Source organism: Nocardiopsis camelliae, assembly GCF_028993595.1.
Taxonomy (GTDB): domain Bacteria; phylum Actinomycetota; class Actinomycetes; order Streptosporangiales; family Streptosporangiaceae; genus Nocardiopsis; species Nocardiopsis dassonvillei.
In genome coordinates this window covers 5,504,281-5,525,927 of the sequence record NZ_CP118614.1, presented here as the reverse complement: position 1 = coordinate 5,525,927, position 21,647 = coordinate 5,504,281, and the positions used below count along the sequence as shown (strand labels likewise).

The 21,647-nt window shown below is 72.4% G+C and carries 23 protein-coding genes; 17 read left to right on the top strand and 6 right to left on the bottom strand.

Features of this window, described 5'->3' with window-relative positions:
• Positions 1 to 10: 10 nt before the first annotated feature.
• Positions 11 to 1,504, bottom strand: a complete 1,494-nt coding sequence (locus tag PV789_RS24060; protein ID WP_274974670.1) for an LCP family protein — start codon at positions 1,502 to 1,504, stop codon at positions 11 to 13.
• A gap of 354 nt (positions 1,505 to 1,858) precedes the next feature.
• Here PV789_RS24060 and PV789_RS24055 point away from each other — a divergent pair, with 354 nt between their 5' ends.
• The 3 genes from PV789_RS24055 (at position 1,859) to PV789_RS24045 (ending at position 4,409) form a co-directional block, all read left to right on the top strand.
• Positions 1,859 to 2,095, top strand: a complete 237-nt coding sequence (locus PV789_RS24055) for a TM2 domain-containing protein (protein WP_274974669.1) — start codon at positions 1,859 to 1,861, stop codon at positions 2,093 to 2,095.
• Between the two features lie 123 nt (positions 2,096 to 2,218).
• Positions 2,219 to 3,214: a glycosyltransferase family 2 protein gene (locus PV789_RS24050; RefSeq protein WP_212642875.1), complete on the top strand. Its 996-nt coding sequence runs from the start codon at positions 2,219 to 2,221 to the stop codon at positions 3,212 to 3,214.
• A gap of 103 nt (positions 3,215 to 3,317) precedes the next feature.
• Positions 3,318 to 4,409, top strand: a complete 1,092-nt coding sequence (locus PV789_RS24045; protein ID WP_274974668.1) for a DUF4429 domain-containing protein — start codon at positions 3,318 to 3,320, stop codon at positions 4,407 to 4,409.
• Between the two features lie 87 nt (positions 4,410 to 4,496).
• On the opposite strand, the gene PV789_RS24040 is transcribed toward PV789_RS24045, so the two are convergent.
• Both PV789_RS24040 and PV789_RS24035 read right to left on the bottom strand, forming a co-directional pair.
• Positions 4,497 to 5,270, bottom strand: a complete 774-nt coding sequence (locus PV789_RS24040; protein WP_274974667.1) for a glycerophosphodiester phosphodiesterase — start codon at positions 5,268 to 5,270, stop codon at positions 4,497 to 4,499.
• A complete protein-coding gene (locus PV789_RS24035) occupies positions 5,267 to 6,016 on the bottom strand; it encodes an IspD/TarI family cytidylyltransferase (RefSeq protein WP_274974666.1) in 750 nt (249 codons plus the stop codon). Before PV789_RS24035 ends, PV789_RS24040 begins: the two co-directional genes overlap by 4 nt.
• Positions 6,017 to 6,845: 829 nt before the next feature.
• Between PV789_RS24035 and PV789_RS24030 the strand changes: the two genes are divergently transcribed.
• The 8 genes from PV789_RS24030 (at position 6,846) to PV789_RS23995 (ending at position 14,158) form a co-directional block, all read left to right on the top strand.
• On the top strand, positions 6,846 to 7,694 hold the full coding sequence (locus PV789_RS24030; RefSeq protein ID WP_274974665.1) for an ABC transporter permease: 849 nt from the start codon (positions 6,846 to 6,848) through the stop codon (positions 7,692 to 7,694).
• The gene (locus tag PV789_RS24025; RefSeq protein ID WP_274974664.1) at positions 7,694 to 8,578 is read left to right on the top strand and encodes an ABC transporter ATP-binding protein; all 885 of its coding nucleotides are present in this window, start codon (positions 7,694 to 7,696) and stop codon (positions 8,576 to 8,578) included. Before PV789_RS24030 ends, PV789_RS24025 begins: the two co-directional genes overlap by 1 nt.
• Before the next feature lie 218 nt (positions 8,579 to 8,796).
• Complete coding sequence (locus tag PV789_RS24020; RefSeq protein WP_274974663.1) at positions 8,797 to 9,693, top strand: hypothetical protein; 897 nt, start codon at positions 8,797 to 8,799, stop codon at positions 9,691 to 9,693.
• Complete coding sequence (locus tag PV789_RS24015; RefSeq protein WP_274974662.1) at positions 9,690 to 10,421, top strand: DUF5941 domain-containing protein; 732 nt, start codon at positions 9,690 to 9,692, stop codon at positions 10,419 to 10,421. The genes PV789_RS24020 and PV789_RS24015 overlap by 4 nt, the downstream gene beginning before the upstream one ends.
• Before the next feature lie 33 nt (positions 10,422 to 10,454).
• The gene (locus tag PV789_RS24010; protein WP_013154871.1) at positions 10,455 to 11,186 is read left to right on the top strand and encodes a phosphocholine cytidylyltransferase family protein; all 732 of its coding nucleotides are present in this window, start codon (positions 10,455 to 10,457) and stop codon (positions 11,184 to 11,186) included.
• 5 nt (positions 11,187 to 11,191) lie between these two features.
• A complete protein-coding gene (locus PV789_RS24005; RefSeq protein ID WP_274978234.1) occupies positions 11,192 to 12,241 on the top strand; it encodes an iron-containing alcohol dehydrogenase family protein in 1,050 nt (349 codons plus the stop codon).
• Positions 12,219 to 12,989 (top strand): CDP-alcohol phosphatidyltransferase family protein, encoded by a 771-nt coding sequence (locus PV789_RS24000; RefSeq protein ID WP_274974661.1) that lies wholly within the window; start codon positions 12,219 to 12,221, stop codon positions 12,987 to 12,989. The genes PV789_RS24005 and PV789_RS24000 overlap by 23 nt, the downstream gene beginning before the upstream one ends.
• Before the next feature lie 302 nt (positions 12,990 to 13,291).
• Positions 13,292 to 14,158 carry a glycosyltransferase family 2 protein gene (locus PV789_RS23995; RefSeq protein ID WP_274978233.1) on the top strand — a complete coding sequence of 289 codons (867 nt, stop codon included), beginning with the start codon at positions 13,292 to 13,294 and terminating at the stop codon, positions 14,156 to 14,158.
• Between the two features lie 146 nt (positions 14,159 to 14,304).
• Here PV789_RS23995 and PV789_RS23990 read toward each other — a convergent pair whose 3' ends face one another.
• The 3 genes from PV789_RS23990 to PV789_RS23980 form a co-directional block, all read right to left on the bottom strand.
• Positions 14,305 to 14,652 carry a hypothetical protein gene (locus PV789_RS23990; RefSeq protein ID WP_274974660.1) on the bottom strand — a complete coding sequence of 116 codons (348 nt, stop codon included), beginning with the start codon at positions 14,650 to 14,652 and terminating at the stop codon, positions 14,305 to 14,307.
• Positions 14,649 to 14,873 carry a hypothetical protein gene (locus PV789_RS23985; protein WP_274974659.1) on the bottom strand — a complete coding sequence of 75 codons (225 nt, stop codon included), beginning with the start codon at positions 14,871 to 14,873 and terminating at the stop codon, positions 14,649 to 14,651. The genes PV789_RS23990 and PV789_RS23985 overlap by 4 nt, the downstream gene beginning before the upstream one ends.
• A gap of 338 nt (positions 14,874 to 15,211) precedes the next feature.
• On the bottom strand, positions 15,212 to 15,637 hold the full coding sequence (locus PV789_RS23980) for a MarR family winged helix-turn-helix transcriptional regulator (protein ID WP_274974658.1): 426 nt from the start codon (positions 15,635 to 15,637) through the stop codon (positions 15,212 to 15,214).
• Positions 15,638 to 15,923: 286 nt separating this feature from the next.
• Between PV789_RS23980 and PV789_RS23975 the strand changes: the two genes are divergently transcribed.
• From PV789_RS23975 to PV789_RS23950, 6 genes are all read left to right on the top strand, one after another.
• The gene (locus PV789_RS23975) at positions 15,924 to 17,048 is read left to right on the top strand and encodes a PP2C family protein-serine/threonine phosphatase (protein ID WP_274978232.1); all 1,125 of its coding nucleotides are present in this window, start codon (positions 15,924 to 15,926) and stop codon (positions 17,046 to 17,048) included.
• Between the two features lie 126 nt (positions 17,049 to 17,174).
• Complete coding sequence (locus tag PV789_RS23970; protein WP_274974657.1) at positions 17,175 to 18,062, top strand: STAS domain-containing protein; 888 nt, start codon at positions 17,175 to 17,177, stop codon at positions 18,060 to 18,062.
• A 12-nt stretch (positions 18,063 to 18,074) separates the two neighbouring features.
• Positions 18,075 to 18,470, top strand: a complete 396-nt coding sequence (locus PV789_RS23965; RefSeq protein WP_274974656.1) for an STAS domain-containing protein — start codon at positions 18,075 to 18,077, stop codon at positions 18,468 to 18,470.
• Entirely contained in the window at positions 18,467 to 18,901 is a 435-nt protein-coding gene (locus PV789_RS23960) for an anti-sigma regulatory factor (RefSeq protein WP_274974655.1), read from the top strand. The genes PV789_RS23965 and PV789_RS23960 overlap by 4 nt, the downstream gene beginning before the upstream one ends.
• Positions 18,898 to 19,947, top strand: a complete 1,050-nt coding sequence (locus tag PV789_RS23955) for a SpoIIE family protein phosphatase (protein ID WP_274974654.1) — start codon at positions 18,898 to 18,900, stop codon at positions 19,945 to 19,947. The genes PV789_RS23960 and PV789_RS23955 overlap by 4 nt, the downstream gene beginning before the upstream one ends.
• Positions 19,944 to 21,611, top strand: coding sequence for a PP2C family protein-serine/threonine phosphatase (locus PV789_RS23950; RefSeq protein ID WP_274974653.1), 1,668 nt, complete (start codon positions 19,944 to 19,946; stop codon positions 21,609 to 21,611). The genes PV789_RS23955 and PV789_RS23950 overlap by 4 nt, the downstream gene beginning before the upstream one ends.
• Positions 21,612 to 21,647: the final 36 nt, after the last annotated feature.

Here is a 21,647-nt window from a genome sequence, read left to right as displayed (position 1 = left end):
TTCCCTCGCGTCACCCGCAGACGTTCTCCCGCGCGGTCGAGACCGAACCGGCCTCCTCCGCGGCCGAGGGCTCCTCCCGCGGAGTGGCGTCCGCGGTCTGCGGGGCCTCGAACGCCGTGTAGTCGAACCCGATCACGATCTGGAGCCCACCGTCCAGGGCGTTGTCCTCGACCGTCTGCGAGCCCGGCATCATCCCGGCCACGTACTCGGCCGCGGCCGCGTCGTCGGGGCCGTGGCGCACCTGGGTGGTAGCGACGTCGAGGCTGCTCCAGTTCTGCGCCGGGGAGGCCACCTGGAACCCGGCCGCGGCCAGCTCGGCGTCCAGCTGCGCTCCCAGGCCCGCGGTGCCGATCCCGTTGAACACCTGGACCCGGATGTCCTCGGGCCGCGGCTCGGACCCGGACCGGTCCTCCTCCCCGGACCCGTCGACGGGCCGGTCGGCCCGGACCGCGGCGAACAGCTCGCGGGCGGCGGGCTCGTCCCACAGCACGGCGACGTCGCCGCGCGGCGTCCAGTACTCCATGTCGGCGATGGGCACCTGGGTGAAGGTGACCTCGCCCAGGTCGATGTCGCGCATCTGGTAGGCGAGCTCGTTGATGGTGCTGGTGTCCAGCCCCTGGTCCACGGTCACCGACGACAGGGCGCTGTCCAGGAAGTCGGTCAGCTTGGCCGGGTCGGAGAGGGTCTCGGTGCTCATCGCCTGGTCGAGCATCGCGGACAGGACCTGCTGCTGGCGCTCGATCCGGTCCAGGTCGCCGCGCGTGGTGGCGCGGGTGCGGGAGAAGGCCAGGGCCTCGGCCCCGTCCACCCGGTGCGTGCCCGCCTCCATGTCCAGCTGGGCCTTGGGGTCGTGGATCGCCTCGGGCAGGCACACCTCGATGCCGCCCAGGGCGTCCACCACGTCCACGAAGCCGTTGAAGTCCACCTCGACGTAGTGGTCGACGCGCACGTCGGTCACCGACTCCACGGTCCGCACGGCCAGCTGGGGGCCGCCGTGGGCGTAGGCGGCGTTGATCTTGTCCGGGCCCTGGCCGGGGATGTCCACCCACAGGTCCCGGGGGATGCCGATGACGGTGAGCTGGTCGCGGTCGTGGTTGAGCCGCACCAGCATCATGCTGTCGGAGCGCTGGCCCGGTGTGGAGCCCACGCTCAGGTCCTCCTGGGCCTCCGCGCTCATCTCGTCGCGGTTGTCGGAGCCGATCACCAGGAAGGTCAGGCCGCCGGTCTGCTCGGGGCGGCCCTCCTCGGACAGGCCGCCGAACACGTCGAACCGGTTCAGGGCCCCCGACATCCACCCGGTGAGCGCCCACGAGGTGCCCGAGGCGAGCAGGACCAGAACCGACAGCGCGCTCATCACCAGCAGGCCGGTACGGCGCCGACGGGTGGCGGCGCTGGGCACGGTCACCCGGCCGGACCTGGGGGAGCGTTCGGGCGGGAGGGGCTGCGAGCGCCGGCGGCGGAACTCCTTCGCGGGTCCCTGCCGTCCCGCCCTGTCATCGCTCATCGGCGTCCCCGTCCCAACCGGTCAACGGTGTCCTTATCTCTAGGTTGTCACCCGATTCGCCGAAGCGCGCGGGATGTCAACCCCCGGCGTGTTGTCCTCCTCTTTGCCTGTCCCTCTCCTTGTTGTGACGCCGTGAACTGCGCGGGGGTTCCGCGTGGGCGGTGTCATCCTGAGCCGTATCCGGTACCTCCACGTGACCGAAATCGCGCTCCGATGCGGTGACAATGTCCTGGCCCGGCCACGCCGGGCCCGGCCCACGGCCGAACGGGGCCCCTGTCGCGTCCGGCAGGGTCCGCGCGGGCGCACCAGCCGCGCGGTTCCCCTCACACATCCCTCTCGCAGCACGGAGTTCCAGTGACCCACCCCTACCCCGAGGCCGTCTCCAGCAGGAGTTGGCTCGTGGCCCTCCTACTCTGCCTGTTCGTGGGCACGATCGGCGTCCACCGCTTCTACACGGGCAAGATCGGCACCGGCGTCCTGATGATCCTCACCTGCGGCGGCGCCGGCGTGTGGACGCTCATCGACCTGATCATGATCATCGTCGGCTCGTTCAAGGACGCCGAGGGCAGGCCCGTCAAGAACCAGGCCTGAACCACGGCGGCCCCGGCCCGGCTGACTCGCCGGGCCGGGGCCGCGGCGGTGGTGCAGTACCGTTGACGCGCGTACGACACCCTCCTACGCAGTCCCGACACGTCTTGACCCTGGGAAGTGCCCGTGTCCTGGCCGCCTGTCTCCGTCGTCATGCCCGTACTCAACGAAGAGCGCCACCTCGCCGCCGCGGTGGAGCACGTCCTCGCCCAGGAATACCCGGGCGAACTGGAGGTCGTGCTCGGGGTCGGACCCTCCTCGGACCGCACCCGCGAGGTCGCCGACGGGATCGCCGCCGCCGACCCGCGCGTGAAGGTGGTGGACAACCCCACGGGAAGGACCCCCTCCGGGCTCAACGCCGCCATCGGGGCCTCCTCGCACGACATCGTCGCCCGCATCGACGGGCACGCCATGATGCCCTCGGACTACCTGCGGGTGGCCGTGGAGACGCTCCGCGAGACCGGCGCAGACAACGTCGGCGGGATCATGGCCGCCGAGGGCACGACCCCGTGGGAGAAGGCTGTCGCCGCCGCCATGACCTCCAAGGTGGGCGTGGGCAACGCGCGCTTCCACACCGGCGGCGAGGGCGGCCCGGCCGACACCGTGTACCTGGGCGTCTTCCGGCGCTCGGCGCTGGAGCGGGTCGGCGGCTACGACGAGGCGTTCCTGCGGGCCCAGGACTGGGAGATGAACCACCGCATCCGCACCACCGGCGGCACGGTGTGGTTCCAGCCGCGCATGCGGGTCTCCTACCGCCCCCGGCGCAACGTGCGCCTGCTCGCCAAGCAGTACTTCCACTACGGCCGCTGGCGCAGGGTGGTCTCCCGCCAGCACAAGGGCACCATCAACCTGCGCTACCTGGCCCCGCCCGTCGCCCTGGCCGGTGTTGTCGCCGGGCTGGTCGGCGGCTTCTTCCTCTGGCCGCTGTTCCTGGTCCCGGCCGCCTACCTGGCCCTGGTCACCGCCGCTTCGGTGCCGCTCGGCCGCGGCCTGCCCGCCGCCAGCCTGCCGATGATCCCGCTCGCGCTGGCCACCATGCACATGTCCTGGGGCGCCGGGTTCATCACCAGCCCGCCCGGACTCGGCTCGGACTCGCGCACGGCGCAGGCCGCCCGGACCTGAGCCGCCCTCCCTCCCCGGCCGCTTCCGGCCTCGGCCCTCTCTCGTGCGGGAGAGGGCCTTCTGCTAAGCAGGGGTGAGGGACGGGCGAGGGAAAGTGGGTGTCATGGACGACTTGCGCGGCAACCAGGCCGTGTGGCGGTTCGACGGTGAGACGGTCGCGATCAGGTACGAGGCCCAGGGCTGGTTCAAGGACCCCCTGCTCAAACGGATCGGCCAGCTCGAACTCCCCGTGGCCGCGATCGCCGAGGTCGACTTCCAGCCCGGAGCGGGCCCCAGGAAGGGGTGGCTGCTGCAACTGCGCCTGCACGAGCGGACCGACCCCTACGCGGCGGTCGGCGCGATGCTCAAGGAGAAGTCCCAGCCCTTCCGGCTCACCGGCCAGGCCAGCGGAGAACTGGTCGCCGAGTACCTGGCCGACCAGATCCGTTTCGCCGCCGAGCAGAGCGGGCCGCCCGCCCCCGACACGGCCGTGCGCCTGGTGCCCCGGCTGCCCTTCCACATCCAGACCTCCGAGGGGACCGCGACCCTGGACGGCTCCACCGTGCGCCTGGTCTGGTCCGGCGGCGAGGCGGGCGGGCGCAAGCGCAGGGCGCAGCGCCGTGAGTACGACCTCTCCGAGATCACCGGGGTGGACTGGGCGCCCTCCGACGGCTGGGAGTGGGGCTACATGCGCCTGGTCACCGCCGACACCGGCGGCAAGGACACCGGCAAGCCCAAGCAGGACCTGCACGCCCTCGTCGCCGAGGAGGGGGCGGAGGGCTACGACACCCTGCTCATGGCCGCGGCCGTCACCGCCCACGTGTGGGCCGCGCAGGAGTCGGGGCCCGGCGGCCGGGACGGGCGCGGCGTCGCGGCCAGGCTCAGGGACCCGCGGTGGTGGCTGGACGCGGCGGTGCGCTCCACCGACCAGCTGCGGAGCCTGTCCGCGGGGCCCGCGGCCCCGAACGCGGACGCGGGCGCGGGCGCGGACACGGCGGGGGAGGGCGCCGGACCCGGCGCGGGACCGGCGGCGGTGGCGGAGGGCGGAACGGCCCCGGCGCTGCGGGCCGGGGAAGCCGAGGAGGAGGCGAACGGCCGACCCGACACCGAGTGGATCTTCCGGCAGATCGAGAGCCTGGGCGAGCTGCACGCCAGGGGGCTGCTCACCGACGAGGAGTTCTCCGCCAAGAAGGCCGAGCTGCTCGGCCGCATCTGAGGCCACGCCCGGTCCCGGGACCCGTTGGCCCGGGACCGGCGGCGGAACCCGGCCGGAGGGGCCGGCGCGGCGGGACGGGGACCCGGTTCAGGACCCCGCGGAGGCGCCGCCCTTGAGCGCGGACACCGCCCCGGGGACGTCGTCCACCACGACCGCGTCCATCCCCGCCTCGGCGAACCGCGCCGCGTCCACCGGGTCCGGGCACCAGGAGACGACCTCGATCCCCGCCCGGTGCGCCAGGTCCACGGTGTACTCCACCGACCGGCGGTCCGGGCGGGGAGCGTCACCGGACAGCCCGAACGAGCGCGCGTCGATCGCCACCACCGGGCACCCCATCCCGGCGGCGCCCGCCACGGCCTGGTCCAGCGGGTTGCGCACGAACGGCATCCACGCCGTGGGCACCGCCGGGACCTCCTCGCGGACGGCGAGCAGGACGCCCGGGTCGAAGGAGCAGACGAACACCCGGCGGCGCCCGGCCTCCCTGCGCAGGTACGGCAGGAGCAGCGAGACCGTCCGGCGCGAGGGGGCGTCGACCGCGTCCTCCATCACCGACTTGACGTCCACGTCCAGACCCACCCCGGCCGGGATCGCGGCCAGTCCCTCCTCCAGGCCGACCAGCCCTGCCTCGGCGCACTCGCGCGCGGTCAGCTCCACGACCGCGCGGCCGTCGTCCAGGGCGGCGTTGTGGTAGAGGACCAGCGCGTCGTCGGCGGTGCGGCGCACGTCGATCTCGACCCAGTGCGCCCCGGCCCGCGCCGCCGCGGCGTAGGACTCCGGCGTGTTCTCCCGGGCGCCGTCCACCACGCCGCGCCCCGCGCCGCGGTGCCCGACCACCTCGGTCGCCTCGAAGACCCGGCTCACGCGTCCGCCCCCGACAGGGCGGCGCGCTCGCGCGCGCGGCGCAGCAGCGTCTCGGCGACCTCCACGTCGCCCGGGTTCGTCACCTTGATGTTCGTCTCCTCTCCCGGCACGATCCGCACCTCCTCCTCCGGCAGGTACCGCAGCACCACGCCGCAGTCGTCGGTGGCCACCAGGTCCGGGTCGGCCGCGGCCAGTTCGTAGGCGCGGCGGGCCACGCCGAGCCGGAAGCCCTGCGGGGTCTGCATCCTGCGCAGCTCCGCACGAGGGGGGACCTGCGCGATGACCTCGCCGCCGGAGCCGCCGGGCGCCACCCGCACCACGGTGTCGGCGCTGGGCACCGCCACCCCGACCGCGCCCGCCTCCGCCAGCGCCGCCACGCACGCGCTGATGACGGCCGGGCTCACGAGCGGGCGCGCGGCGTCGTGCAGCAGAGCCAGGTCGGTGTCGGCGGCGCCGCCCATCGCGGCCAGGGCGGCGAGGGAGGTGCCGGTGCGGGTCGCTCCGCCGGGGAGCACCGCGGTGACCTTGGTGAACCCGGCCGCGTCGACGATCCCCCGGACCCGGTCGAGGTACTCCTCCACCATGAGCACGACGATCTCGTCGACGTCCGGGCACGCCTCGAAGGCGGCGATCGCGTGCTCCAGGATGGGTCGGCCCTCCAGGGGCAGCAACTGCTTGGGCGCGGGCGCACCCATCCGCGCGCCCACCCCTCCGGCCAGAACCGCCGCGATCACGCGCGGACGCATGGCTCCACCTCTTCCGTCGTCCACGGCCGCCGTCCACAGCGGCCGGATACCCCTGGTGCGCCCGGTCGCGTTCGGGTTTCCTGGATGTACAGGGGGCCCACCCGTCGCCCTCCACCACCCTCAACGGACGCGCTCCGCGCGCAGTTTCCTCCGGACTCGCCGACACCGTGCTGCCCGCGCACCGTGCTGCCCGCGGGCCCGATGCGCTCCCGGCCGAGGCTAGCCGACGGTCCGCCGCGCGGCGCCTCCGCCCGGCGCTCCGGGTCTGCCTCGCCTGGCGCATTCCCTGCCCCACCCACCCGAGGCCCTGCTCCGTCCCGCCCGACGCCTCCCGCCCCGCCCGCTTCCTCGTGCGCGGGCGACCACCCGTGTGCGGACGGTGTGCGTCGGCACCGCGCCGCCCCGCCCCGTGCGGGGACCATCCCGCCTTCCGGTACCACTTCTGCAGGGCCGGTGCCCCCGCCCGACGGCGTATCCGACCGGCACGGCGCCCCGTTCCACACGGCACTCCGAGCCCCGCGCGGCCTCCGCACGCTTCTTCCGGCCTCTCTGGGCGAAGGTACAAAACGCGCATTGGTGACAGGTGGGGTGGCACAGCCCGTCGTTCGCAGCGGTAACCTATGGACGCCTGTATGGCGTGCCCGGTGCCGACCTCCTCCCAGAAGCGGTCGTTGAACCGGGCGCGGTCCGTGACATCCCCCGGTCGCCCGGACACGCTCCCCCGTTTCGGTACGCCGTACGGGGTGGACCGCGTATCCCGGCCGGTGCGCACAGGCGAGTACGAGCACGCCCGTCCGGCCTCAGCGTGGACCGGACGAGACATCAACCCTTGGAGGTGGCGGTGGCGTCAAGGGCGCTGGCCGTCTGGGAGCACCGGAAGGTCGTCGGCCTCCTGGTCCGGCGCGACCTGAAGGTCAAGTACCAGCAGTCCGTACTGGGGTACGCGTGGACGATGTTGGAGCCGCTGGCTCTGACGATGGTCTACTTCGTCGTCTTCGGCGTCATCCTCAACGCTGAACGGGGTATGCCGCCGGAGGCCTTGGCACAGGGCGGTTTCCTGCTGTTCCTGGTGGCGGGGATCCTGCCCTGGAACACCTTCGGGGCGATCCTGTCCGAGGCCCCCCGCGCGATGATCACGCACGCCAAGCTGATCACCACCATGAAGGTGCCGCGGGAGATCTTCCCCATCGCCACGGTCGGCACGAAGTTCGTCGAGTACCTGCTCACCTGGCCCGTGCTGATCCTCTTCGTGATCTTCCTCGGCGGCAGGCCCTCGTGGGAGGGCGTGCTGCTGTGGCTGCCGCTGGCCATCGTGCTCCAGTTCGTCTTCGGGCTGGGCCTCACCCTGTTCCTGTCCGCGGTCAACGTGCTGCTGCGCGACGTCGAGCGCCTGGTGCGCATCGCCTCGCGCATCCTGTTCTACGGCTCGGCGGTCCTCTTCCCCGCCTCGCTGGTGCTCACCGAGCCCAGCGTCCCGGAGTGGGCGAAGACACTTTTCCAGTTGAACCCGCTGCTGGGTATCTTCGAGATGCACCGTGCCGTGTGGTTCGCCGGGTTCGACGAACTCACCCCGAGCACGCTCGCGCTGACCTCGTCGGTGGTCGGTTCGGTCCTCATGCTGATCATCGGATACTGGACGTTCCGCCGTCTGGAGATGTCCGTCCTGAAGGAGCTGTGATGGCGCAGACGACCTACGGCGCCGGGACCACCGGTCCGGTCATCGAGGCCAAGGGCCTCGGCGTCAAGTTCGCCGTGAACCGCCGACGCAAGCGCAGCCTGCGCGAGATGTTCATCCACGGCACCAAGCGCGACCCCAACGCCGAGGGCGACGAGTTCTGGCCGCTGCGCGACGTCACGTTCGAGATCGGACGCGGCGAGTGCGTGGGCATCGTGGGCAAGAACGGCACCGGCAAGTCGACCCTGCTCAAGCTGATCGCCGGGGTGCTCATCCCCGACGAGGGCGAGGTGCACGTCCACGGCAAGGTCGCCCCGCTGCTGGAGCTGCGCGCCGGGTTCAACGACAACCTGACCGGCCGCGAGAACGTGTACCTGGTCGGCTCCCTGCACGGGATGACCGAGAAGCAGATCGACGAGCGCTTCGACGAGATCGTCGACTTCGCCGAGATCAAGCCCAAGTTCGTGGACACCCCGGTGCGCCACTACTCCAGCGGCATGAAGGTCCGGCTCGGCTTCGCGCTGATCTCCCAGCTGGAGCACCCGATCATGCTGGTCGACGAGGTGCTCGCGGTCGGCGACAAGGCCTTCAAGCGCAAGTGCTACGAGGCCATCGACCGCATGCTGGCCAACCAGCGCACGATGGTCCTGGTGTCGCACAGCGAGAGGGACCTGCGCCGGTTCTGCAACCGCGGGCTCTACGTCAAGGACGGCGGGCTCGCCCTGGACACCGACATCGACGCAGCGCTCGCCGCCTACAACGACGACACCCAGGCGGAGATCGAGGAGCGCAAGAAGCGCGACGCCGAGAAGAAGAAGCGCGCGGAGGAGAAGGCCAGGAAGGCCGCCGAGGCCGACAACGGCGGCGACGGCGGCCAGGCGGTCTGAGCCGCCCGGGCCCGTCCGACCCCCGCCGAACGCGCTGACGCACCGACGCGCACCACCGGAGACCGTCCGGCGGTGCGCGTCCGGCGTTTCGCCACATGTCCGGACAGGGGTCCGTGCCGTCCCCTCCCGTCGCGATGATCCTCGCGTGTGTCAGTGATTGAACCGTTACACAGAGTGAGAAACGGTGTCTCCCATCAGAGCTGGGAGAGGACACGTCCATGGCCCACAGCGGCACCGTGGCGCGGCTGGCCGCGCGGATGCTCGAACGCCGACACGTCACCCGCGCCGGGGTGGCCCGGATCGGCGTCCTGGGCGCCGTCGGCGCGGCGGTCTGGTTCTCCCGCGCCGACGCGGTCGGCGGCCTGGCGGGTTCGGCCTTCCTCGGCGCGGTCCTGTTCTGCGACGCGGTCCGCGAGCGCATGCGGGCCGACCGGCACGACGCCCTCACCCTGTGGCTCGCGGCGATGCTGTCGCAGCTGCGCGAGTACGCGGTCTACCTCGGCCTGGCGGCGGGCGCCGTGGCAGCCGGGATCGACGGGGCCTGGGGGTGGGCCGCGGGCGCGCTCGTCGCCCTGGCCCTGCGCGACTCGCTCCTGGCGGCCGGGTCCGCTCCGGCCGACCCCGAGGCGGGTTCCGGCCGAAGAAGGTCCCCCTCGTCCGCCCAGGGGCCCGCTGACGGCCTCCTGGGGGGCCTGGCGCCCCGCCCGCCGCAGGGGCCGCGCGTCAGCGACCCCGGACTGACCGCGCGGCTGTTCGGCGCCACTGTGGTGGACGGCACAACGGGCGGTTCGCGCCCGGTCCGCGCCCCCGCCGGGGCCCGCGCCGAGGCGACGGCCGCGAACGGGCACGCGGTCAACGCCGTCCCCGCCAGCGCCGCCCCGGTGAACGCGGCCACCGGGCACGGGACGCCCTTGTGCGGAAGCCCCGAGGAGGGTGCCCGACCCGCCCCCTCGCCGCTGCGCCGGATCGCGGACTTCCCCCAACCCGTGCGCTTCCTGGCCATCGCGGTGACCGCCACGCTCTGGGACGCGCGCGTCGCCTTCGTCACCCTCGTCGTCGGCTGCGTCGTCGCAGCCACCGCCCGACTCGCCGATCCCGCGCGGAGCCGACGGTGAACGCGAGCGCCGCGCACGGGGGCTCGGACCGGGAGTGGTCCGTCCCGGTCCGTCCCGACCTGCGGTTTCTTCGTGATGACAGTCACATTGCGCTGCTGCTCGGCCGGATCGCCCCGGGGGGAGCGCCGCCCCTGCTCACGGCGCTCACCGGACTCCTGGTCGTCGGAACGCTCCTGGCGGCAGGCCAGGGACGGCTGGCAGGCATTACCCTGTTCGCACCGGTCGCTGCCCTGCTACTGTCCGGACTGGCCTCGGGCCATCCCCACGACGGACGGTTCGACTGGCTCGTGCCACCCGTCCTGCGCGTCACCGAGTACGGATACCTGGCGGTCCTGGGGCTGGCGTCCGGTGTACCGGGTCCACTGGTGTTCGTACTCTTGATGGCGGTCGCCTGTCACCACGGCGACGACGTGGCCCGTCCCGCGGTCGGCGCGGCCCGCCCCGCAGGGGTGCGCGCCGCGGCCCTCGGCTGGGACGGCCGCATGCTCGTCATCGCGGTCGGAGGAGCGCTGCACGCGCTCGCCCCCGCCTACGGCATACTCGCCGGATACCTGGCGGTGCTGCTCGTCCGCGAGGCCGTGCGCACCTGGAGCGCGACACCGGTGGCCGACGTACGCGCCAGCGCCGCCCCCGGCGAGGGCGACACGGACCCGGGGGATCAGCGGATCCCCCGACCAGGCCACGCAGACGGGGGCCAACCGGCCGCCGGAACGAACGGGGAGGCGTGAGAGCCCTCCCCGACTAAGGAGGAACACGCCCTCATGCTCGGAATGGTTCTCGCCGCAGGCGCGGGGCGCCGTCTACGCCCCTACACCGACACCCTGCCCAAGGCGCTGGTGCCCGTCGACGGCGAGACGACCATCATGGACATCTCGCTGCGCAACCTGGCCGCGGCCGGGCTGACCGACGTCGTCGTCGTGGTCGGCTACCGCGCGGAGGCGGTCGAGGCGCGCAAGGAGGCCCTGGAGGAGCGCCACGGCGTCAAGCTCACCCTCAGCCACAACGACAAGGCCGAGGAGTGGAACAACGCCTACTCCCTGTGGACCGCGCGCGAGTTCTTCTCCGAGGGCGTCCTCCTGGTCAACGGCGACACGGTTCACCCCGTGAGCGTCGAGGAAACGCTACTCGCCGCGCGGGGACCGGAACTGCTCCTCGCGGTGGACAGCGTGAAAAGCCTCGCTGACGAGGAGATGAAGGTGACCCTCGACGAGGAGGGCCACCTGCGCACGATCACCAAGCTCATGGACCCGGCCACCGCCGCGGGCGAGTACATCGGCGCCACCCTCATCGAGGGCTCCCTGGACGCCCGTCTGGCCGACGCCCTCAAGGCCACCTGGGAGCGCGACCCGCAGCTGTACTACGAGGACGGCTACCAGGAGCTGGTCAACCGCGGCGAGAAGGTCGCCGTGGCGCCGATCGGCGAGGTGGACTGGGTCGAGGTCGACAACCACGACGACCTGGCCAAGGCGAGGGAGATCGCATGCCGCTACTAGCCCGCATGCTCCCCTCCCCGCTGGCGATCGACGTGCGCCGGGGAGCCGTCGCGTCCCTCGGGACGCTGCTCGCCGACCGCAGGATCGCCACCGAGGGCCGCATCGCCGTGGCCGTCGGCCCGGGCCAGGGGGCGCAGATCGCCTCCGAGCTGGACCTGCCCAACTGCGAGGTCTTCCACGTCGAGGAGGGCACCGTCGACGCCGCGACCGAGCTGGGCAAGAAGCTCCGCTCGGGCGCCTACGAGGCGGTCGCCGGGATCGGCGGCGGCAAGACCATCGACGTGACCAAGTTCGCCGCCACCATGGCGGGGATCCCCATGGTGGCCGTGGCCACCAACCTGGCGCACGACGGCATCGCCTCGCCGGTCAGCTCGCTGGAGCACGAGGGCGGCAAGCCCTCGATCGGCGTGACCATGCCCATCGCCGTGGTCATCGACGTCGACTACGTCCGGGCGGCCCCCTCGCACCTGGTGCGCTCGGGCATCGGCGACGTGGTCAGCAACATCTCCGCCATCGAGGACTGGGAGCTGGCGGGCCGGGTCAACGGCGAGCCGGTGGACGGCATGTCCGTCACCTTCGCCAGGGTCGCGGCCGAGGCGGTCCTGCACCGCCCGGACTCGGTGGAGTCCGAGGCCTTCCTCACGGTGCTGGCCGAGGGCCTGGTGCTCTCGGGTATGGCCATGTCGGTGGCCGGGTCCAGCCGTCCCGCCAGCGGCGCGTGCCACGAGATCCTGCACGCGGTGACCCAGCTCCACCCGGGCACCAGCAACCACGGCGAGCTCGCCGGGCTGGGCGCGCTGTACGCGTCCTTCCTGCGGGTGCGGCACCTGGACTGGTCGGAGGCGCGGATGAACGAGATCCGCGACTGCCTGATCCGTCACGAGCTGCCCGTCGTGCCCTCCGACGTCGGACTCGACGAGGCGGAGTTCGCACGGGCGGTGGTCCACGCCCCGGACACCCGTCCGGGCCGGTTCACCATCCTGGAACACCTGAACCTCTCCGAGGGCGAGATCGGACGGAGCGTCAAGGACTATGTCGAAGCCGTCGGTCGCTGAGGTCCGCGCGGGCGGCCAGCCCGCCGGCATCAAGGAGAGGACGAACGAGGAGCACTGGGCGGGCCGCCTCTACATGCGCGACCTGTCCCCGTACCTGACCACGTTCTTCGTCCGGCTCGGCGTCCCCCCCAACCCGATCACCTACCTGATGATGGCCTTCGGTGTGCTCGCCGGGGTCGTGGTCGCCTTCGGCGGCCTGTGGTCGGCGATCGTGGCGGCGCTGTTCGTGCAGGTGTACCTGCTGCTGGACTGCTCCGACGGCGAGGTGGCCCGCTACACCGGACGCACCAGCGTGGCCGGGATCTACCTGGACCGCATCGGCCACTACGTGTCCGAGATCGCGCTCCTCATCGGCCTGGGCGTGCGCGCCCAGGGCGAGTGGGAGGCGGGCGGCTGGGTGATCCTGGGCATGGCCGCGGCGATCGGCGTGGCGCTCATCAAGGCCGAGACCGACAACGTGGTGGTGGCGCGCGCCAAGGCGGGCCTGCCCGAGAAGGTCTCGGACGAGGCGATGCGTCCGCGCTCGTCGGGTCTGAGCCTGGCCCGCCGCCTGGCCTCGGCGCTGATGGTGCACCGCCTCATCCAGGCCGTGGAACTGTCCCTGATCGTCGTGGTGGCGGCCGTGGTGGACGCCTTCCTCGGCGACCTGACGGCCACCCGGATCCTGGTCGCGGTGTGCGCCGCGGTGGGCGTGCTGATGAGCTTCGCGCACTTCGTGAGCGTGCTCGCCTCGCGCCGCCTCGAATAGCGCGGACAGTTCGGGAGCCCCCGGCCCGAACCGGGTCGGAACGTCACGAACGACGCGCCGATGACGTTGACGTCACGAACGGGGCCGTGCAGGTTACCCTGTCCACGGTCCCGTCCACCTTCCCTTTATTCTTTCGTTAGTCTGTTCCTGCGATCGTTGGCCGTGTGTCAACCTTCCAGTAACACCTCGTCCACTGAACGGTCGCAACCATGGCCACACCCGTGATTCCGTCCTCACCGAGCCCGGAGAAGCCGGAGGTGACGGTCTCCCCAGCGCCCAGAGCCGAACGGAGCCGCCCCCAGGTGTCCGCGCCCACCCTGTCCTGCGTCCTGCTGACGATGGGCAACCGTCCCGCCGAGCTGCGCCGGGCCATCACCAGCGTGTTCGAGCAGGAGGACGCGGACGTCGAGGTCGTGGTCGTCGGCAACGGCGCGGACCTGCCGGAACTGCCCGAGGGCGTCACGCGGGTGCGCTTGCCGGAGAACGTGGGCATCCCCGAGGGGCGCAACCACGGGGTGCGCGCGACCAGCGGCGACATCATCCTCTTCCTGGACGACGACGGCTGGTACCGCTCCGGGGACCTGGCCCGCCACGTGCGCGAGCGCTTCGCCGCCGACCCGTCGCTGGGCGCGCTGTCCTTCCGCATCGCCGACCCCGACGGCGGCCCCGACCAGCGCCGCCACGTGCCGCGCCTTCGCGTGGGCGACTCCCGCAAGTCGAGCGTGGTGACCACGTTCCTGGGCGGGGCGTGCGCGATCCGGCGCACCGCCTTCGAGGCAGGGGGCGGCCTGCCGGGCGACTTCTTCTACGCGCACGAGGAGACCGACCTCGCCTGGCGGATCATGGACGCGGGCTACGGGATCGAGTACGACGCCGACGCGGTGATGTACCACCCGGCGGTGGCGCCGACCCGGCACGAGAACTTCTACCGGCTCAACGCCCGCAACCGGGTGTGGCTGGCCCGCCGCAACCTGCCCTGGCCCCTGGCCGCGGCCTACCTCGGCACCTGGGTCGGGCTGACCGTGCTGCGCGAGCGCGACCGCGACGCGCTGCGCTCGTGGTTCGGGGGCTTCCGGGAGGGCTGGCGCGAGGAGGCCGGTCAGCGCACCCCCATCAGCTGGTCGACCGCGTGGAGGATGACCCGCGCCGGACGCCCGCCGATCATCTGAGCCCCCGTTCGACCCCGGCGGCGGGCGGTGCCCGCCGCCTCCGGGCGCCGGTGGACGGCCCGGTCACGACAGCGAAGAGCCCCCTCGACCGACGGGTCCCGGAGTTCCAGAACTCCTCGGACCCAGTGGTCGAGGGGGCTCTTCGCTCAGCTGGTGGCCGCGTCGCGGTGGCGCACCCTGGGGATGCGCTCCTTCGGTGCGAAGTGGGGCCAGGTCGGCGTTCCGCATTCGGCCGCGTGCAGTGCCGCGCGCACGTTGGCGGAGAACAGGCGGGAGGCGTCCTCCAGGGTCGCGGTCTCCACGCCCATCGTCACCGAGAGCGTGCGGTTGGCCAGACTTCCCACCACGTCGGGATCGACGATGCCGGGATCGCGCTCCTGGAGGTTGTCCAACTCGTCGACGAAGCGGTCGACGAAGTCGTCGAAGTCCCCGTCACTGTTGGCGCCGTTCCGTGCTTCGAAGGAAAGGTCGGCTACGAGGTGGTGTGTGGTCACAGGTCCCGCTCCTCCCAGCATGTGGCCCGACGCAGCTGCCCCAGCAGGTCTTTGAGGTGATTTGCCCCGGAGAGCGTGAGCTTAACGGTCTTGAAGTGTTTCTCCGGGCACGGGCAGTACATCTTGTAGTACTTCTTCCTGCGCTCGACCCTCCACTGTCTGGCCTCGGCCGCCCGGAGCGCGGATTCCAGATCCTTGTTCGGGTGTCGTGGACGAACCATGCGCAGTCCCAGCCGGTCACTCAGGGGGAAGAAGGGGCAGCACCCGAGCGGGTGTGGCCCAAGCGTGGGTGAAGCCTAGGGGAGTGGCCTCCGACGGATCGGCGGTTCGGTGTTTTCGGCACGGATTCCTCGGAACGGGACGCAGTGGGGACAGGGCGGCAGGCGGGAACTCGGCGCGGCGTCGGAAAACTGTTGCCGCTTGACAATAGTTGACTCTGGCGGCATTGTTTACGGTTGGGAAGCCCGCCCCGAGGTGGCGGCTGCCCAGGGCAGGGCGGGAACGCCGGGGTTCCACCCACACGTGGCGCCGGACCGACCGCCCGGTCCGCACCAGTGGCTCAGGCCGTACGGAAGTTCGGCTGCTCGGAGCTGTCGGAGTGTTCCTCGGAGCGACTCGCCGCCTCGCGGAAGGACATGAGCCCTTCCATGAGCATCACCCGCTTGCGCGGGGGCATGCGGGCGATGACCTCGTGGAGCTCGGCCTCCCTGCGAGCTCTCAGGTCGCGCAGGAAGGTCCGGCCGCTCTCGCTCAGCCAGAGCCTCAGCTCACGACGGCTGTTCGGGCTCGGCGTCCGGGTCACGAAGCCGACCGCCTGGAGGCGGTCGCACAGCCTGCTGACGGACGGAGGGGTGGAACCCAGGCGCTCGGTCACCGTACGCAGGTTCACGCCGTCCTCCTCCTCGAGGATGAAGAGGACCTTGAGCTGCGGAGGAGAGACCGGTGAGGAGGCGACCTCACGGCCGCGCCCCCAGAGCACTTCCATGAGTTCGGTGACGGTGGAGGCCGCACGGGCTGCTTCGGCTGTCGGTTCCTGCGATTCAGGACTCACTTTCCACTCTCACACGTCGCGTCTGTGAGTTGTACCCATCCGGCATCGGAAATGGGGTACCTCTACGACCATAACGGAACGCCCAGTTCCGCGCCCGCCGACCGTACCCGTGCCGGTGCGCGGGATACTTCTCCAATCGGCACAGAAAACACAGGTCGATCCAGTGAACAGATACGAGACCGTAGCGCGGTCCCTCCGCGAGGCCCAGCCGCACGGGCTCATGGCGGTCCTCCGCGGGGCTCTCTCCGAGGACTACGCGGCGGTGTCCGCCGAACTCTTCCTCGCTGACTACGGACTCAAGGTACTCTGCCACGTCCCCGATCCGCCCGGGGAGTGCGCGGGGGAGTACTCCGTCTTCAACAGTGTCGTGGGCAGGGTCTTCGGCGCGCAGGAGACCTTCGTCGAGGACAGCTTCGGATCCGAGGCCGTGACCGTCCACCTCCCGGTGAGCGCCCGCGGCGACCGGCTGGGCGTGCTCACCGTCGAGCTGAAGGCGGGCGACTACTCCGCCGGGGTGCTCGCCGAACTGGAGCAGGTCGCCTGCGTGCTCGGCCACGAGATCCTCGTCGCCGAGCGCGACACCGACGTCTACCGGACGCTGCGCCGCAGGGACCGGCTCACCCTGGCCGCCGAGGTCCAGTGGGACCTGCTGCCGGGCCGGGGCTTCGAGTGCCCCGAGTACAGCATCGGCGCCCAGCTCGAACCGGCCTACTCCATACGCGGCGACAACTTCGACTGGTCGGCCGCGCCGGACGGGCTCACCCTGGGCATCACCAACGGCATGGGCGAGGGCATCGACGCCTCGCTGCTGACCAGCCTGGCGGTCAACGCCCTGCGCAACGCCCGCCGCAGCGGGATCCCGCTCGCGGACCAGGTCGCCCTCGCCGACAAGGCCGTCTACTCCCACTACCGGGGGGAGCGCTACCTGGACGTCCTCCTGCTCGGCTTCGACCTGGCCACCGGCGAGGTGCAGGTGGTCGACGCGGGCTCGCCCCTCCTCTACCGTCTGCGCGGCGACCGGGTCGAGCAGATACCCTTCGAGGCCCAGCTGCCCATGGGCATGGCCGAGGACACCGTCTACACCGCGGAGGGCTTCCGGGTCGAGCCGGGCGACCGGCTGGTGTTCGTCAGCGACGGCGTGTTCGACGCCAAGGGGTCGTCCGAGGAGGAGACCTTCGGCACCCGGGCCCTGCCCCTGGCCATCCTGGCCACCAGGCTGGTGCCCAGCTCCTCCGTGCCCCAGGAGGTCCTGCGCCACCTGGCCGAGTACCGGGGCGACCACGCCTCCCTCGACGACGCACTGGTGGTGTGCCTGGACTGGCGGGGGCGGAGCGAGCCGGAGTAGGCGCCGCGTCCCGCTCCGGCGCGCGCCGCGCCCCGTTTCCACACACCTCCGGTCTGGTAGACAATTGCCACGCGGCAACAACGCGGGACCCCCCTTCCAGCGACACGCAGGACCACGAGGAGATGTATGACTGACGGAGCATCCGACCACTCAGGGTCGGGCGCGCGGATCGTGTCCGCCTTCCTCCGGCGCCGCAGGGAGCAGATCGCCCAGCGGTGGGCCGATCTGCCCCTCTTTCAGACGGTGTTCACCGTCACCCGGGACGAGGCCGTCGAGGCCTGCCACGCCGTCGTCGACTCCCTCGCGGTGGTCGCCGACAGCGGACGCGTCGACGACCTGGAGGCCCCGGGCTTCCACCCCGTCCGCGAACAGCTCGTCGCGATGACCGCCTCGCGGACCAGGTCGGGGCTGTCCATCGCCCAGGTCGACCGCGAGGTCGGCGTCCTGGGCGAGGCCGCGATGGAACTGCTGGGAGCGGACTCCCCCGGGACCGGGTCCGACGAGCTGTCCGACATCCGCGTCCAGCTCGTCACGCTGTTCGCCACCCTGCGGGTCATGGTCGTCGAGAGCATGCTCCAGGAGAACCAGGAGATCATCCAGCGCCAGCGCCAGCAGCTCCTGGAGATGGCGACCCCGGTCGTCAAGCTCTGGGACCGCCTCGTCGCCGTGCCGCTCATCGGCATGCTCGACAGCGCGCGCAGCCAGGTGGTGATGGAGAACCTCCTGGAGGCCATCGTCGAGCACAAGGCCACCATCGCCATCCTGGACATCACGGGCGTGTCGACGGTGGACTCGCTCGTGGCCCAGCACCTCATGAAGACCGTCGCCTCGGCGCGGCTCATGGGCGCGGAGTGCGTGATCTCGGGCATCCGCCCCGCCATCGCCCAGACCATCGTCCAACTCGGCCTCGACCTGGGCCCGGTCACCACCCGCGCCAGCCTGGCCGACGCGCTGGAGTGGGCCCTGGAGCGGCGCCAGAACAGGGCGCCGTCCGTCAAGGGCCCCGAGAGCTGATTGGACAGGTACGTGACTAGTCCTCCCACCATCCCGGTCCTCGACCTCGGCGGGCTGCTACTGGTGAGCATCCAGGGCGAGCTCCCCGACGAGGCCGCGGTCGACCTCCAGAACGACGTGACCACCGCGGTGGCCGACACCGGCTCGCGCGGACTCATCATTGACATCAGCTCGCTCGACATGGTCGACTCCTTCCTCGCACGGGTCCTCGCCGAGGTGGCGGCCTCCTCACGGCTCCTCGCCGCCCGGACCGTCCTCGTCGGCATGCGCCCGGCGGTGGCCATCACCCTGGTCGAACTGGGCCTGACCCTGCCGGGCATGGACACCGCCCGGACGGTCACCGAGGCGGCGGCCAGCTTCGGGGTGACCATCGAACGGAAGGAACGGCCGGAACGGGGCGCGACGTGAGCCAGGCCTCCACGGAGCCGATCCACGTGCCCATCCGCAGGGACACCGACCTGACGGCGGTCCGCCAACAGGTGCGCGCCCTGGCACAGCAGACCGGGTTCGGTCTGGTCCAGCAGACCAAGCTCGTGACCGCGGCCAGCGAGCTGGCCCGCAACACGCTCCTGCACGGCGGGGGCGGGGCCACCGAGATCCGCGTCGTCCACGGCCAGACGGGACAGGGCGTCCGCGTGTCCTTCGTCGACTCCGGGCCGGGGATCCCCGACGTGGACATGGCCCTGACCGACGGCTACTCCACCGCGGGCGGTCTGGGGATGGGCCTGAGCGGCTCCAAACGCCTCGTGCAGGAGTTCGAGATCGAGAACCTCCCCGAGGGGGGGACCAGGGTGACCATCACCTCCTGGGCCGACCCCTACGGGCGCGGAGCCCGATGACCAGGGTCTGGGACCTGGCGGTCACCGACGCCACGCACGTGTCCGACGCGGCCCGGACCGCCCGCGAGGCCGCGCTCGGCATCGGTCTGGACGGGGCCGCGGCGGACGCCGCGGCCCTCGCCGCGTCCGAACTGGCGACCAACATGTGCAGGTACGCCGGCGGCGGGCGCTTCGTGGCTGAGGAGGCCAGGGAGCCGTGGGGAACGGCCCGGGCCCTGCAGGTCCTCGCGCTGGACCACGGCCCCGGCATCCCCGACGTCCCGCGCGCCATGAAGGACGGCTTCTCCACCTCGGAGGACTCCCTGGGTTCGGGGCTCGGCGCCTGCGCGCGCGCCGCCGACTTCTTCGAGGTCCACAGCGCTCCCGGAAGGGGGACGGTCGCGGTGGCCCGCTTCGCCCGCTCCGCCGACCGCGCCCTGTTCGGCGCGCGCGCGGCCACGGGCGGGATACACGTCCCCCTGGGCGGCTACAAGCTCTCCGGGGACGCCTTGGCCTTCCGCAGCGGCGGTGCCCTGCGCACGGTCATGCTCGCGGACGGGCTCGGGCACGGTGAGGCCGCCTCGGACGCCGCCGACGTGGCCTCGCGCTTCGTGACCGGGAGCAGGGGAGGGACCCCCGACACGCTGTTGCGCGGACTGCACGAGGCGCTGCGGCGCACGCGCGGGGCGGCCGTGGCGATCGTCGAGATCGACGAGTCCCGGGGCCGCCTCACCTTCTGCGGGGTCGGCAACATCGGTGCGCGCCTGTACCGGAACGGGCGCTGGGAGACACTGCTCTCCCAACCGGGGATCGTGGGGGCCTTCTCCCTGCGGACGCTGGTCCCGGCCCGGCGGGAGTGGTCCCCGGGGGACATGCTCATCCTGCACAGCGACGGGGTGCCGGGACGGTGGAAGCCCGATGGCGTCGAGGCCCTGCGCGGCCACGACGCCGCGGTCGTGGCCGGAGCGGTGTTCCGGGACTCGGGAAGCGCCGCCCGTCCGCTGCGCGACGACACGAGCGTCGCCGTGGTCACGCACACCGCACGCCCTGACGGGGGAGGACGATGACGCAACCGCTGCTCGACCTGCGGGTCCGCGGTGCCGTCGACGCGGCGCGGGCCCGCGCGGCCGTGGCGCGCGTGCTCGACGCCGCGTGCGCCGGGGACGAGGCCGAACTGGAGTTCCTGAACGGCGCCTCCTCGTGGGCGCTGCGCGCGTCGGGGCCGGGCGGTCCGGCCGCGCTGGCGGTGGACCTGTCCGAGGACGGGCTCGTGCTGCGCGCCACCGTCCGCGACGGCGCGGGGGAGAGCTGGTGGGAGTCCGACCTGCCCCTCTCCGAGCCCCTCGACGCGGGGGCCGCGGCGGACGGGGCCCCCGGGGAGGCCGACGCCGAACTCCTGGCGGCGGAGCTGCTGCGCACCTCCGAGCGCGCGGGGAGGGTGGCCGCCGTCGCGGCCGAGCGCGCACGCGAACTGGAGTGGCACCAGCGCGAGCTGGAGGAGACCAACCAGGGCGTGCTCGCCCTGCACGCCGAGCTCGCCGAGGCCAGCGACGAGCAGCGCAGGCTCCTGGCGGCCGAGCGCGCGGCCCGCGACCAGGCCGAGGCCGCCCGCAACAGGCTCACGTTCCTCTCCACGGCCAGCGCGAGGCTCATGACCTCCCTGAACCAGTCGGAGATCTTCGCCCGCCTGCGGGACCTGCTCGTGCCCGAGCGCGCCGACGCCGTCGAGGTGTGGCTCACCGGCGAGGACGGCGGCCTGTGCGCCTCCGGCGCGGGTGAGGCCGCCGTGCCGGACACGGTGCTCCTGGCCGCGGCCCGGCGCCGCCCGGCGGACGCCCCGGCCGGGGAGGGGGAGCTGGCGCTCCCCCTGCTCACGGGTTCGGGGCTGCTCGGGGTGCTGCTGCTGCGCCGCGCCGAACCCCTGGACGCCGACGACGAGGTCGTGCTGGACGAACTCGCGCGGCGGGCGGCGGCGTCGCTGGACAACGCGCGCCGCTTCGAGCGCGAGCGCGACACGGCGGCCACCCTCCAACGGGCCATGCTCACCGAGCTGCCCCAGACCCCGGGGATGGAGATGACGGCCCGCTACCTGCCCGCCACGCGCGGGATGAACGTGGGCGGCGACTGGTACGACGTCTTCTCCCGGGGCGACGGCGAGTTCATCGGCGTGGTCGGCGATGTCACCGGGCACGGCATCCACGCCGCGGTGATGATGGGCCAGCTGCGCACGGCCCTGCGCGCCTACGCGCTGGAGGAGCGCAGCCCGGCCGTGCTCTTGGAGCGCCTGCACCGGCTGCTGGGCCACCTCGAACCGGACCTGTTCGCGACCGCGGTCATCGTGCGCTTCCGGCCGGGTGACCCCGAGGTGGTGATGGCCGGGGCCGGGCACCCGCCGCCGCTGTGGCGCGACGGCGAGGGCAGGGCGGAGGCGGTGCCGCTGCCGTCCGGCGGCATGCTCGGCCTGCCGGTGGAGCTGTCCTACACCGACCACACCGTCGAACTGCCTCCGGGCGCCGCGCTGCTGCTGTACAGCGACGGCCTGATCGAGCGGCGCGGGGAGTCCATCGACGACGGGATCGCGCGCCTGGTGGAGGGCTTCGGGGGACCGCCGTACTGGCGGGGCGGCCCGGACAAGGCGGCCGACGACCTGCTGGACGCCATGGTCAAGTACCAGGACTGCGACGACGACGTGTGCCTGCTGGTCTTCCTCGCCGCCGAACGGGACGGGTAGCGGCGCTCCGGGCCCGCACGCGGAGGGCCGGGCGCC

Excerpts from the sequence above, each read along its gene's own strand:
- PV789_RS23950 (WP_274974653.1), top strand. The coding sequence starts at position 19,944 with ATGACGCAACCGCTGCTCGACCTGCGGGTCCGCGGTGCCGTCGACGCG.
- PV789_RS24000 (WP_274974661.1), top strand. The coding sequence starts at position 12,219 with ATGTCGAAGCCGTCGGTCGCTGAGGTCCGCGCGGGCGGCCAGCCCGCC.
- PV789_RS23975 (WP_274978232.1), top strand. The coding sequence starts at position 15,924 with ATGGCGGTCCTCCGCGGGGCTCTCTCCGAGGACTACGCGGCGGTGTCC.
- PV789_RS24025 (WP_274974664.1), top strand. The coding sequence starts at position 7,694 with ATGGCGCAGACGACCTACGGCGCCGGGACCACCGGTCCGGTCATCGAG.
- PV789_RS23970 (WP_274974657.1), top strand. The coding sequence starts at position 17,175 with ATGACTGACGGAGCATCCGACCACTCAGGGTCGGGCGCGCGGATCGTG.
- PV789_RS24060 (WP_274974670.1), bottom strand. The coding sequence starts at position 1,504 with ATGAGCGATGACAGGGCGGGACGGCAGGGACCCGCGAAGGAGTTCCGC.
- PV789_RS24005 (WP_274978234.1), top strand. The coding sequence starts at position 11,192 with ATGCTCCCCTCCCCGCTGGCGATCGACGTGCGCCGGGGAGCCGTCGCG.
- PV789_RS24035 (WP_274974666.1), bottom strand. The coding sequence starts at position 6,016 with ATGCGTCCGCGCGTGATCGCGGCGGTTCTGGCCGGAGGGGTGGGCGCG.
- PV789_RS24010 (WP_013154871.1), top strand. The coding sequence starts at position 10,455 with ATGCTCGGAATGGTTCTCGCCGCAGGCGCGGGGCGCCGTCTACGCCCC.
- PV789_RS23980 (WP_274974658.1), bottom strand. The coding sequence starts at position 15,637 with ATGGAAGTGCTCTGGGGGCGCGGCCGTGAGGTCGCCTCCTCACCGGTC.
- PV789_RS24020 (WP_274974663.1), top strand. The coding sequence starts at position 8,797 with ATGGCCCACAGCGGCACCGTGGCGCGGCTGGCCGCGCGGATGCTCGAA.
- PV789_RS23955 (WP_274974654.1), top strand. The coding sequence starts at position 18,898 with ATGACCAGGGTCTGGGACCTGGCGGTCACCGACGCCACGCACGTGTCC.
- PV789_RS23985 (WP_274974659.1), bottom strand. The coding sequence starts at position 14,873 with ATGGTTCGTCCACGACACCCGAACAAGGATCTGGAATCCGCGCTCCGG.
- PV789_RS24045 (WP_274974668.1), top strand. The coding sequence starts at position 3,318 with ATGGACGACTTGCGCGGCAACCAGGCCGTGTGGCGGTTCGACGGTGAG.